This is a genomic window from Luteimonas padinae, assembly GCF_014652935.1.
Taxonomy (GTDB): domain Bacteria; phylum Pseudomonadota; class Gammaproteobacteria; order Xanthomonadales; family Xanthomonadaceae; genus Luteimonas; species Luteimonas padinae.
The window spans coordinates 240,900-252,750 of the sequence record NZ_BMZT01000005.1 but is presented as its reverse complement, the minus strand read 5'-3'; the positions used below and the strand labels follow the sequence as shown (position 1 = coordinate 252,750).

Here is an 11,851-nt window from a genome sequence, read left to right as displayed (position 1 = left end):
TGCACTGCAACAACCACGAGTCCCGATGTCCGCCAACGAACGCAACCTCCGCCCCGTGAACCTGCCCGAGAACTGGAATCCGGGGAGCTGGCGCCTGCGCCCGGCGCTGCAGATGCCGTCCTATCCCGACGCCGCCGAGCTGGCGGGCGTGCAGGACGAGCTGCGTGCGCTGCCGCCCCTGGTGACGTCCTGGGAAGTCCAGGCGCTCAGGCAGCAGCTTGCCGACGCCCAGGAGGGCCGGCGCTTCCTGCTCCAGGGCGGCGATTGCGCCGAGAACTTTTCCGACTGCAGCTCGGCGGTCATTTCGAACCGCCTGAAAGTGCTGCTGCAGATGAGCCTGGTGCTGGTGCACGGCCTGCGCCAGCCGGTGGTGCGCGTGGGCCGCTTCGCCGGCCAGTACGCCAAGCCGCGTTCGGCCGACATGGAGACCCGCGGCGACGCCACGCTGCCCAGCTATCGCGGCGACATCGTCAACGGCCCGGAGTTCAGCGCGCAGGCGCGCGTCCCCGACCCGCGGCGCATGGTCAAGGCACACGCGCGTTCGGCGATGACGATGAACTTCGTGCGCGCACTGGTCGACGGCGGCTTCGCCGACCTGCACCACCCGGAATACTGGGACCTCGGCTGGGTCACGCACTCGCCGCTGGCGCACGAATACCAGCGCATGGTCGCCAACATCGGCGAGGCCGTGCGCTTCATGGAGACGCTCTCGGGCAGCGAGGTGCACAACCTCAACCGCGTCGATTTCTTCACCTCGCACGAGGCCCTGCTGCTGCCGTACGAGGAAGCCTTCACCCGCGAGGTGCCGCGCCAGTGGGGCTGGTTCAACCTCAGCACCCACTTCCCCTGGATCGGCATGCGCACGGCGGCGCTGGACGGCGCGCATGCGGAGTACTTCCGCGGCATCCGCAACCCGGTGGCGGTCAAGGTCGGCCCGACGGTGGCGCCCGACGAGCTGCTGCGCCTGGTCGACCTGCTCAATCCCGCGGACGAACCGGGCCGCCTGGCCCTGATCTGCCGCATGGGCGCGGGGAAGGTCGCCGACCGCCTGCCGCCGCTGCTGGAGGCCGTGCGGCGCGAAGGCCGCCGCGTGCTGTGGGTCTGCGATCCCATGCACGGCAACACCGAGACCACCAGCAACGGCTACAAGACCCGTCGATTCGACAACATCCGCAGCGAGATCGAGCAGAGCTTCGACCTGCACGCCGCGGCTGGCACCCGACTGGGTGGCGTCCACCTCGAGCTGACCGGCGAGGATGTCACCGAGTGCACCGGCGGCGCCCGTGACCTGGGCGAGGTCGACCTCGAGCGTGCCTACCGTTCGACGGTGGACCCGCGGCTCAACTACGAGCAGTCGCTGGAAATCGCGATGGCGATCGTGCGCAAGCACGCGCAGCTGGGAACCCCGGTCAAGGTCTGAGTAGGAGCAGCCACGGCTGCGACCTTCGCCGTGCCGCGATCCCCGTGGCGTCTGGGCAGCCCTTTCTTGGCCCCCGCGCACCGCTGCGTGCACGTCATCGGCGCCTGGAACAGCGACGCCTGCCCCGGCTTCGCGGGGAGCGTGGTCCCCGTCAGGGGCCAAGCTCCGAGGGCTTCGTAGCGCCCGCCCGGATTGAACAGCAGTTCGAAACGCTCCACCCGCAGCGGCCCGACGTCGCAGTCGACGCCGTCCAGCCAGGGCTGCGCCTCGAGATGGCGGTCGAGGTAGGCCAGGGTGACGTGCGGCTGGGTGGTTACCTGCAGCGGACGGATGCCGCAGCCGCGGATCGCGTCACGCGTGGCGTCGGACAGCGCCTGGAGGGCGGGGCAGTCGGCGGGCAGGGTGACCACGGCGCCGGACTGGCGCCAGTAGGCGATGCACTCGATGGTGAAGGCGTGCGGCGGGATGCGCTGCGCGACGCCGCCCAGCGCGGCGTGCAGCGCCGGCGTGGCTGCGTCAGCCTGGTCGTAGCCGATGAAGCACAGCGTTGCGTGCCACTGGTCGGGCCGACGTGGCTGCGGGCGGGGTGCGCCATCCGGACGCGCCGCCTGCAGCCGGGCCGCAAGCGCGGCGAGGCCGTCGCGCCCCGCCGCATCGGGCCGCCAGCCCGGGAACAGCGCCCGGCTCACGCCGCGCGGCTGGCCCGCTTGCGGTCGGTCTCGGTGCGCAGCTTCTTGCGCAGGCGGATCTGCTTCGGCGTGACTTCCACCAGCTCGTCGTCGTCGATGAACTCCAGCGCCTGCTCCAGCGAGAACTTGATCGCCGGGATCAGGCCCTCGTCGTCGTCCTTGCCCGAGGCGCGGAAGTTGGTCAGCTGCTTGCCGCGCAGGGCGTTGACGGTCAGGTCGTTGTCCTTGGAGTGGATGCCGACGATCTGGCCCTCGTAGATCTCCTCGCCCGGCTCGATGAACAGCCGGCCGCGCTCCTGCATCGCCATCTGCGCATACGCCGGCGACGGGCCGGTGCCGTTGGAGATCAGTACGCCGTTGTTGCGCTGGCCGATGTCACCGTCGGCCTTCGGGCCGTAATGGTCGAAGACGTGGAAGAGCAGGCCGGTGCCGGCGGTGAGCGTCTTGAACTCGGTCTGGAAGCCGATCAGGCCGCGCGCCGGGATGATGTAGTCCAGGCGCACGCGGCCCTTGCCGTCGGGCTCCATGCCTTGCAGCAACGCCTTGCGCTCGCCCAGGCGGCCCATGACGCCGCCCTGGAACTGCTCGTCCATGTCGACGACCAGCGACTCGTAAGGTTCCTCGACCACGCCGTCGACCGTGCGCACGATGACTTCCGGGCGCGACACCGCGAGCTCGTAGCCCTCGCGGCGCATGTTCTCGATCAGGATCGACAGGTGCAGCTCGCCGCGGCCGGAGACCTTGAACTTGTCGGCGTCGGCGGTGTCCTCGACGCGCAGCGCCACGTTGTGCGCGGTCTCGCGGGTCAGGCGGTCGCGCAGCTGGCGGCTGGTCAGGAACTTGCCGCCGGAGCGGTCCTTGACGCCGGCAAACGGCGAATCGTTGACCTGGAAGGTCATCGAGATCGTCGGCTCGTCTACGGTCAGCACCGGCAGCTGCTCGACCGCGGACGGGTCGCAGAGCGTGTCGGAGATGCCCAGGCCCTCGATGCCGGAGAAGGCGATGATGTCGCCGGCGCGGGCCTCCTGCACCTCGACGCGCTCCAGGCCCATGAAGCCCAGCACCTGCAGCACCTTGGCGTTGCGGGTCTTGCCGTCGGCGGCGACCACGGTCACCTGCTGGTTGGTCTTGACCTTGCCGCGCTGGATGCGGCCCACGCCGATCACGCCGACATAGTTGTTGTAGTCCAGCGAGGTCACGCGCATCTGGAAGGGGCCGTCCGGATCGACCGGGGGCGCCGGCACGTGCTCGCAGATCGCCTCGAACAGCGGGGTCATGTCGCCGCCGCGCACGGTGTCCTCGAGGCCGGCATAGCCGTTGAGGCCGGAGGCGTAGACCACCGGGAAGTCGAGCTGTTCGTCGGTCGCGCCGAGGCGGTCGAAGAGGTCGAAGGTCTGGTCCAGCACCCAGCTCGGGCGCGCGCCCGGGCGGTCGACCTTGTTCACCACCACGATCGGGCGGAAGCCCATCGCGAAGGCCTTCTGGGTCACGAAGCGCGTCTGCGGCATCGGCCCGTCCATCGCGTCGACCAGCACCAGCACCGAGTCCACCATCGACAGCACGCGCTCGACCTCGCCGCCGAAGTCGGCGTGGCCGGGGGTGTCGACGATGTTGATGCGCCAGGTCTCGTTGGTCTTCGGGTTGGTCCAGCGGATCGCGGTGTTCTTCGACAGGATCGTGATGCCACGTTCCTTCTCGATGTCGCCGCTGTCCATCACGCGGTCGGGGACGGCCGCACGTTCATCCAGGGTGCCGGACGACTTGAGCAGCTGGTCGACGAGGGTGGTCTTGCCATGGTCGACGTGGGCGACGATGGCGATGTTGCGGAGGCGTTCGATGGACATCGGGAAAACCGCACCTCGTGCCTTCTTGGGGCAGGGCGCGCTGGGCCTTGTTGAGGGAAGCCGGAGATTATACTTGCAGTGGCGCCCCGCCAGAAAGTGTTGCAATGCCGGGCCTCCGGCTCCACTTCAGGTTCCGCGAAGGGGCATCCGGCCAGCCGGCCCCCGGCGCCCCCACCCAGACCAGGATTCCCGACATGTCCCTGAACGCCGTTTTCGACACCGACCGTGGCCAGATCAAGGTCGAGCTCTACCCCGACAAGGCCCCGCTGACCGTGGCCAGCTTCGTCAACCTGGCCCGCAAGGGCTTCTACGACGGCCTGAACTTCCACCGCGTGATCCCGGACTTCATGATCCAGGGCGGCTGCCCCAAGGGCACCGGCACCGGCGGCCCGGGCTACAAGTTCGAGGACGAGACCAACAACGGCGTCCGCCACGAGCGCGGCGTGCTGTCCATGGCCAACGCCGGCCCCAACACCAACGGCAGCCAGTTCTTCATCACCCACATCAAGACCGACTGGCTGGACGGCAAGCACACGGTGTTCGGCAAGGTCACCGAGGGCCTGGAGGTGGTGGACGCGGTGAAGCAGGGCGACGCCATCAAGTCGGTGAAGATCGAAGGCGACGCCGAGGCCGCGCTGGCCGCGAAGGCCGACCGGGTGGCCGAGTGGAACAAGGTGATGTCCGCCTGAGGACGCCGGCCGGGGCGGGGCGCGGTGCTAGAATAAGCGGCTGCCGCGTGCGCCGTGCGCCGCGCCCCACACCCCAGTTTCCGAGGTTCACGCAATGCCCCAGCTTGCCCAGCGGATGGGTCGCGCCAAGCCCAGCGCGATCATGGTCGTGGCCGAGACGGCCCAGCGCCTGAAGGCCGAAGGCCGCGACGTCATCAGCTTCTCGATCGGCGTTCCCAACTTCCTCCCCGGCGAGCACGTCTACGCCGCCGCCCGGGAGGCGCTGGAGCACGATTCCGGCCAGTACGGCAACAACCGCGGCGCGAACGCGGTGCTCGACGCCTTCATCGGCCACCTCGGCCGCCTCGGCCTGGACGGCTACACCCGCGCCAATTGCGCCACCGGCGTGGGCGCCAAGCACATCCTGTACAACCTGGCCGAGGCGCTGCTCGACGAGGGCGACGGCTTCGCCTTCGCCACGCCCTACTGGACCAGCTACATGGACATCGCCGAGATCGTCGGCGCCGACATCCAGCTGCTGCCGTGCCCGCCCGAACAGGACTACAAGCTCACCCCGGCCCAGCTCGACGCGGCGCTGGCGAAGAAGCCGAAGGTGTTCCTGTTCAACAACCCGTCCAACCCGACGGGCATGGTCTACACGAAGGACGAGATCGCCGCGCTGGCCGATGTGGTCGCGCGCCATCCCGACACCTGGATCATCACCGACGACATCTACAACATGATGGTGTTCGACGGCGTGGGCTACCACAACTTCGTGCACGCGCGCCCCGAGCTGCGCGACCGCGTGATCTTCGTCGACTCGCTGTCCAAGACCTACGGCATGCCGGGCTGGCGCGTCGGCCTGATGGCGGGCCCCGAGTCCGTCGCCAAGGCGATGACGGTGATGAACTCCAACCACATCACCAGCCTGCCGGAGGTGGTCTCGGCCGCCGCCGCGGCCGCGCTGTCCGGCCCGCAGGACGTGCCCGCGGAGCGCTGCGCCGAGTTCCAGGCCAAGCGCGACCAGGTCGTGGCCGCGCTCAACGCCATCCCCGGCGTGGTCTGCCCGGTGCCGCAGGGCGCGTTCTATGCCTTCCCCGACATCAGCGTCGCCTTCGGCAAGTCGCACGGCGGCAAGGTCATCGCCAACGACGTCGACCTGTGCAACGCGCTGCTCGAAGCCAAGGGCGTGGCCTGCGTGCCGGGCTCGGCTTTTGGCGAGCCGCGCGGCCTGCGCATCAGCTACACCTGCCCGACGCCGCAGCTGGCGCCCGGCCTGGCGCGCATCCAGGAATTCTTCGCCGAACTGGCCTGAGTCCGTCCACGGCGGCCGGGTGCCGATGACGGTCCCGGCCGCCTGCCGTCGACGCCGCGGCGCCTTCCATTTTCCTCCAGCCCCACGTATCCGGAGCCACCCCACATGAAGACCCCCGTCCGAGTTGCCGTCACCGGCGCCGCCGGCCAGATCGGTTACGCCCTCCTGTTCCGCATCGCCTCCGGCGAAATGCTGGGCAAGGACCAGCCCGTGATCCTGCAGATGCTGGAACTGCCGATGGAGAAGGCCCAGGCCGCGCTCAAGGGCGTGATGATGGAGCTCGAGGACTGCGCGTTCCCGCTGCTGGCGGGCATGGTCGGCACCGATGATCCCGAAGTGGCCTTCAAGGACGCCGACATCGCGCTCCTCGTTGGCGCGCGTCCGCGCGGCCCCGGCATGGAGCGCAAGGACCTGCTGCTGGAGAACGCCAAGATCTTCACCGCCCAGGGCGCGGCGCTGAACAAGGTCGCCTCGCGCGACGTCAAGGTGCTGGTGGTCGGCAACCCGGCCAACACCAACGCCTACATCGCCATGAAGTCGGCGCCGGACCTGCCGGCGAAGAACTTCACCGCCATGCTGCGCCTGGACCACAACCGCGCGCTGAGCCAGCTCGCCAACAAGGCCGGCGTGGCCGTGGGCGACATCGAGAAGCTGGTGGTCTGGGGCAACCACAGCCCGACGATGTATCCCGACTACCGCTTCGCCACGGTCAAGGGCGAGTCGCTGAAGGACCGCATCAACGACGCCGACTGGAACGCGAACGAGTTCATCCCGCAGGTCGGCAAGCGCGGCGCGGCGATCATCGAGGCCCGCGGCCTGTCGTCGGCGGCGTCCGCTGCCAACGCCGCCATCGACCACGTCCGCGACTGGGTGCTGGGCTCGAACGGCAAGTGGGTGACCATGGGCGTGCCGTCCGACGGCAGCTACGGCATTCCCGAGGGCGTGATCTACGGCGTGGCGGTGACCACGGAGAACGGCGAATACACCCGCGTCGAGGGCCTGGAGATCGATGATTTCAGCCGCGCGGCCATGGACAAGACCCTGGCCGAGCTGGAGGAAGAGCGCGCCGGCGTGGCTCACCTGTTGGGCTGAGCCTCTCCCTGCGGGGTTTGACCTGCAGTCGGATCTGGAAAAACCGGGCCTTGGCCCGGTTTTTTCTTTGTTCTTCACTGGATGCCGGGAAGCACCGCGCTGACCGGGACAGTTCGAGCGGCTCCGTTGAAGGGTTCGCTGCCTCCACGGCGGGCCCCGACTGCCTTCGCGGTCTGGAGGAGAAGAGCGTCGCGGGCGAAAACTCCGCGCGAGTCGAGAAGGAACAACGGTTCCCGTACATCGGTTCTCGGCTCTTGCTGCTGGCTTTTGCCCTTCGACCCGAAGCCGGAAAACGCCACAGCCCGTCCCGTGCACAGGGGGTGTGCGTACAGCCGGCCATGGATGGCCGGCGGCCGGCTTCCGTAGCTGGACGCGGAGGCGGCCGGGGGAGCACACCCCCTGTGTACGGGACGGGCAGCGCGCATCCCAACGGAACTGCTCTGATCCCGCCAATGGAGCCGCTTCAGTCCCGGGCAGCACGGCATTTCCAGGACTTCGGAGAGGAGCCCTGCTTCTTGCCTTAGACCAACGTCGTAACGCATCGCCGCCACCCGCCGACTAGCCTCGTGGGACGTACAGGAGGCTGGCATGGCTTACGAAGACTTCCACCGCCGTTCGATCGCCGAGCCCGAGGCGTTCTGGGCCGAGCAGGCCCGGGCCATCCATTGGCACCGGCAACCCGACGCGATCCTCGACGACTCGAACCCGCCGTTCCGCAAATGGTTCGTGGGCGGTGAGACCAACCTCTGCCACAACGCCGTCGACCGCCATCTCGACGAACGCGGCGACCAGCTGGCGCTGGTGGCGGTGTCGACGGAAACCGGCGACACCCGCGAGTTCAGCTACCGCGAGCTGCATCGCGAAGTGAACGCCTTCGCCGCGGTGCTGAAGTCGCTCGACGTCGGCCGTGGCGACCGCGTGGTCATCTACCTGCCCAACATCGCCGAAGCGGTGTTCGCGATGCTGGCCTGCGCGCGCATCGGCGCGGTGCACTCGGTGGTGTTCGGCGGCTTCGCCGCGCACAACCTCGCGCTGCGCATCGACGACGCCGAGCCGAAGCTGCTGATCGCCGCCGATGCCGGCAGCCGCGGCGGCAAGGTCATCCCCTACAAGCCGCTGGTGGACGCGGCGCTCGCGGAAGCCAAATCACCGCCGCCGCATGTCCTCATCGTCGACCGCGGCCTGGCGCCGGGCTACGCCCGCAGTGAAGGCCGCGCCCTCGACTACGCCACCCTGCGCGCGCAGCACGAGGGCGCCGAGGTGCCGGTCGAATGGCTGGAGTCCAACGAACCCAGCTACCTGCTCTACACCTCGGGCACCACCGGCAAGCCCAAGGGCGTGCAGCGCGACGTCGGCGGCTACGCGGTGGCGCTGGCGATGTCGATGTGGGCGATCTACGACGTCCGCGCCGGGCAGGCGATGTTCACCACCTCCGACGTCGGCTGGGCGGTCGGGCATTCCTACAACGTGTACGGCCCGCTGATCGCCGGCGCCACCGCGATCATGTACGAGGGCCTGCCGACCGCGCCCGACCCGGGCATCTGGTGGCGGATCTGCGAAAAGTACGGCGTGCGCACCATGTTCTCCTCGCCGACCGCGATCCGCGTATTGAAGAAGCAGGATCCGGAGTGGCTGGCGAAGTACGACCTGTCGAAGCTCAAGTACCTGTTCCTCGCCGGCGAGCCGCTGGACGAGCCCACCGCGCAGTGGATCAACGACAGCCTGGGCAAGACCGTCATCGACAACTACTGGCAGACCGAGACCGGTTGGCCGGTGCTGGCGCTGATGCCGGGCGTGGAGATGAAGCCGGTGAAGTTCGGCTCCCCCGGCCTGCCGGTGCCGGGCTACGACCTGGCGGTGATCGACGAGGCCACCGGCGAAGAGGCCGCTCCGGGCGAGAAGGGCGTGCTGGTGATCCGCCCGCCGCTGCCCCCGGGCTGCATGACCACGGTCTGGCGCGACGACAAGCGCTTCATCGACAGCTACTTCTCCCATTTCAAAGAGCTGCTCTACAGCTCGCTGGACTGGGCCATCCGCGACGCGGACGGCTACACCTTCATCCTCGGCCGCACCGACGACGTCATCAACGTCGCCGGCCACCGCCTGGGCACGCGCGAGATCGAGGAATCGGTGTCCGGCCATCCCGGCGTGGCCGAGGTTGCGGTGATCGGCGTGCAGGACGCGGTCAAGGGCCAGGTGCCGGTGGTGTTCGCCACCCTCAAGCAGGCCGCCGACGCCGCCCTGGCCGCGCACGAGATGCAGGGCAGGGTGGTCGAGCAGCTTGGCGCGATCGCGCGGCCGGCGCGGGTCTACGTGGTCGGTGCGCTGCCGAAGACGCGCTCGGGCAAGCTGCTGCGGCGCTCGATCCAGGCGCTGGCCGAACACCGTGACCCCGGCGACCTCTCGACGCTGGACGATCCGGGTTCGCTCGAGGAGATCCGCGGCGCGATCGACCGCGGGGCCGACGCCGGCGGCTGAGGCCGGCCGTCGCGGTTGCGGCCGTCGGCGGGCGAGGCGGGCGAGGCAGGCCGTGCGGCCGCGCGGCCGGGGCCCGCGCGCGCTCCGCTAGAATACGAGTCCTTCACCCCACGACGCAGGATTCCAATGTCCGAGCATGTTTCCGCGGGCGCGCGCTTTCGCGCCGCCGTCGCCGAAGAATCCCCCCTGCAAGTGATGGGCGCCATCACCGCCTACGCCGGCCTGATGGCCAAGCGCACCGGTTACAAGGCGCTGTACCTGTCCGGCGGCGGCGTGGCCGCGAATTCGCTGGGCATGCCCGACCTCGGCATTTCCACGATGGAGGACGTGCTGATCGACGCCCGTCGCATCGTCGAGGCCACCGGGCTTCCGCTGCTGGTCGACATCGACACCGGCTGGGGCGGGGCGTTCAACATCGCCCGCACCATCCGCAGCTTCGAGCGCGCGGGCGTCGCCGCGGTGCACATGGAAGACCAGGTCGGCCAGAAGCGCTGCGGCCACCGCCCGAACAAGGAAGTGGTGCCGAAGCAAGAGATGGTCGACCGGGTGAAGGCTGCGGTCGACGGCCGCACCGAGGCCGGCTTCGTCATCATGGCGCGCACCGACGCGGCCGCGGTCGAAGGCATCGATGCCGCGATCGAGCGTGCGGTCGCCTACGTCGAGGCCGGCGCTGACATGATCTTCCCCGAGGCGATGAAGTCGCTCGAGGACTATCGCAAGTTCAAGGACGCGGTGAAGGTGCCGATCCTGGCCAACCTGACCGAGTTCGGCTCGACCCCGTTCTTCACCACCGACGAACTGCGCTCGCCCGGCGTCGACATCGCGCTCTACTGCTGCGGCGCCTACCGCGCCATGAACAAGGCCGCGCTGAACTTCTACGAGACCGTGCGCCGCGAGGGCACGCAGAAGAACATCATCGACACCCTGCAGACGCGCGCCGAGCTGTACGACTTCCTCGGCTACCACGCCTACGAGGACAGGCTCGACGCGCTGTTTTCGAAGGACTGAGCGTCCGCCACCGCGGCATGCCGCAGTCCGTCGACACAGGCACCGCCTGCGCGCGAACACCTGAAGACATGTTTCAAGGGAGCACCTGATGAGCGAGACCACCTCCACCCTGCCCAAGCCGAAGAAGTCGGTCGCCCTGTCCGGGACCGCGGCGGGCAATACCGCGCTGTGCAGCGTCGGCCGCAGCGGCAACGACCTGCACTACCGCGGCTATGACATCACGCAGTTCGCGACCACCGCCGAGTTCGAGGAGGTCGCCTACCTGCTGGTGCACGGCAAGCTGCCGTCGAAGCCGGAGCTCGCGCGCTACAAGGCGAAGCTGAAGTCGCTGCGCGGCATCCCGGCCGCGGTCAAGGCCGCGCTCGAGGAGCTGCCGCCGTCGGCGCACCCGATGGACGTGATGCGCACCGGCGTTTCGGTGCTGGGCTGCATCGCGCCGGAGAAGGACGACCACAACCATCCGGGCGCGCGCGACATCGCCGACAAGCTGATGGCCTCGCTGGGCTCGATGCTGCTGTACTGGTACCACTACAGCCACAACGGCCGCGTCATCGACGTCGAGACCGACGACGATTCCATTGGCGGGCACTTCCTGCACCTGCTGCACGGCGAGCCGCCGCCGGAGTCGTGGGTGCGCGCGATGCACACGTCGCTCAACCTGTATGCCGAGCACGAGTTCAACGCCTCCACCTTCACCTCGCGCGTCATCGCCGGCACCGGCAGTGACATGTATTCGTGCATCGCAGGCGCCATCGGCGCGCTGCGCGGTCCGAAGCATGGCGGCGCCAACGAGGTCGCCTTCGAAGTGCAGAAGCGCTACGACACGGCCGACGAGGCCGAGGCCGACATCCGCGAGCGCGTCGGCCGCAAGGAAGTCGTGATCGGCTTCGGCCACCCGGTGTACACCGTTGGCGACCCGCGCAACGGCATCATCAAGGACGTGGCGAAGGATCTCTCGGAAGAGCAGGGCGACACCCGCATGTATGCGATCGCCGAGCGCCTGGAGTCGGTGATGTGGGACATCAAGAAGATGTTCCCCAACCTCGACTGGTTCAGCGCGGTGAGCTATCACATGATGGGCGTGCCGACGGCGATGTTCACGCCGCTGTTCGTGATCGCGCGCACCAGCGGCTGGAGCGCGCACGTGATCGAGCAGCGCATCGACGGCAAGATCATCCGCCCAAGCGCCAACTACACCGGGCCGGAGAACCGCGACTGGGTGCCGATGGACGAGCGCGGCTGAGGCTCGCCACGCCCGGTGCGCAAACAGGAACGGCGCCCCACGGGCGCCGTTCTTCTTTCCGGCCTTTATGGGAACCGCCATGGCGTGTCGACTC

The 11,851-nt window shown here is 68.8% G+C and carries 9 protein-coding genes; 7 read left to right on the top strand and 2 right to left on the bottom strand.

Annotated elements, in window-relative coordinates; translation table 11 throughout:
• Positions 1–25 precede the first annotated feature (25 nt).
• Positions 26–1,420, top strand: coding sequence for a class II 3-deoxy-7-phosphoheptulonate synthase (locus tag IE168_RS07745; RefSeq protein WP_189496874.1), 1,395 nt, complete (start codon positions 26–28; stop codon positions 1,418–1,420).
• Here IE168_RS07745 and IE168_RS07740 read toward each other — a convergent pair.
• Positions 1,345–2,109, bottom strand: coding sequence for a 2'-5' RNA ligase family protein (locus IE168_RS07740; protein WP_189496872.1), 765 nt, complete (start codon positions 2,107–2,109; stop codon positions 1,345–1,347). The two genes, IE168_RS07745 and IE168_RS07740, sit on opposite strands and share 76 nt — an antisense overlap.
• Entirely contained in the window at positions 2,106–3,953 is a 1,848-nt protein-coding gene (gene typA / locus IE168_RS07735; RefSeq protein WP_189496870.1) for a translational GTPase TypA, read from the bottom strand. Before typA ends, IE168_RS07740 begins: the two co-directional genes overlap by 4 nt.
• Before the next feature lie 194 nt (positions 3,954–4,147).
• Between typA and IE168_RS07730 the strand changes: the two genes are divergently transcribed.
• The 6 genes from IE168_RS07730 to prpC all read left to right on the top strand — a co-directional run bounded on the left by IE168_RS07730 (position 4,148) and on the right by prpC (position 11,757).
• The gene (locus IE168_RS07730; protein ID WP_189496868.1) at positions 4,148–4,642 is read left to right on the top strand and encodes a peptidylprolyl isomerase; all 495 of its coding nucleotides are present in this window, start codon (positions 4,148–4,150) and stop codon (positions 4,640–4,642) included.
• A gap of 94 nt (positions 4,643–4,736) precedes the next feature.
• Positions 4,737–5,936 carry an aminotransferase class I/II-fold pyridoxal phosphate-dependent enzyme gene (locus IE168_RS07725; RefSeq protein ID WP_189496865.1) on the top strand — a complete coding sequence of 400 codons (1,200 nt, stop codon included), beginning with the start codon at positions 4,737–4,739 and terminating at the stop codon, positions 5,934–5,936.
• A 105-nt stretch (positions 5,937–6,041) separates the two neighbouring features.
• On the top strand, positions 6,042–7,028 hold the full coding sequence (locus IE168_RS07720; protein WP_189496863.1) for a malate dehydrogenase: 987 nt from the start codon (positions 6,042–6,044) through the stop codon (positions 7,026–7,028).
• 588 nt (positions 7,029–7,616) lie between these two features.
• On the top strand, positions 7,617–9,506 hold the full coding sequence (gene prpE / locus IE168_RS07715; RefSeq protein ID WP_189496861.1) for a propionate--CoA ligase: 1,890 nt from the start codon (positions 7,617–7,619) through the stop codon (positions 9,504–9,506).
• A 126-nt stretch (positions 9,507–9,632) separates the two neighbouring features.
• The gene (prpB, locus tag IE168_RS07710; RefSeq protein ID WP_189496859.1) at positions 9,633–10,514 is read left to right on the top strand and encodes a methylisocitrate lyase; all 882 of its coding nucleotides are present in this window, start codon (positions 9,633–9,635) and stop codon (positions 10,512–10,514) included.
• A gap of 88 nt (positions 10,515–10,602) precedes the next feature.
• Positions 10,603–11,757, top strand: coding sequence for a bifunctional 2-methylcitrate synthase/citrate synthase (gene prpC, locus IE168_RS07705; RefSeq protein WP_189496856.1), 1,155 nt, complete (start codon positions 10,603–10,605; stop codon positions 11,755–11,757).
• The last annotated feature ends 94 nt before the right edge of the window (positions 11,758–11,851 follow it).

What these genes read in the sequence shown, in the direction of transcription:
- IE168_RS07745 (WP_189496874.1), top strand. Translation starts at nt 26, where the DNA reads ATGTCCGCCAACGAACGCAACCTCCGCCCCGTGAACCTGCCCGAGAAC.
- typA (WP_189496870.1), bottom strand. Translation starts at nt 3,953, where the DNA reads ATGTCCATCGAACGCCTCCGCAACATCGCCATCGTCGCCCACGTCGAC.
- IE168_RS07730 (WP_189496868.1), top strand. Translation starts at nt 4,148, where the DNA reads ATGTCCCTGAACGCCGTTTTCGACACCGACCGTGGCCAGATCAAGGTC.
- IE168_RS07725 (WP_189496865.1), top strand. Translation starts at nt 4,737, where the DNA reads ATGCCCCAGCTTGCCCAGCGGATGGGTCGCGCCAAGCCCAGCGCGATC.
- IE168_RS07720 (WP_189496863.1), top strand. Translation starts at nt 6,042, where the DNA reads ATGAAGACCCCCGTCCGAGTTGCCGTCACCGGCGCCGCCGGCCAGATC.
- prpE (WP_189496861.1), top strand. Translation starts at nt 7,617, where the DNA reads ATGGCTTACGAAGACTTCCACCGCCGTTCGATCGCCGAGCCCGAGGCG.
- prpB (WP_189496859.1), top strand. Translation starts at nt 9,633, where the DNA reads ATGTCCGAGCATGTTTCCGCGGGCGCGCGCTTTCGCGCCGCCGTCGCC.
- prpC (WP_189496856.1), top strand. Translation starts at nt 10,603, where the DNA reads ATGAGCGAGACCACCTCCACCCTGCCCAAGCCGAAGAAGTCGGTCGCC.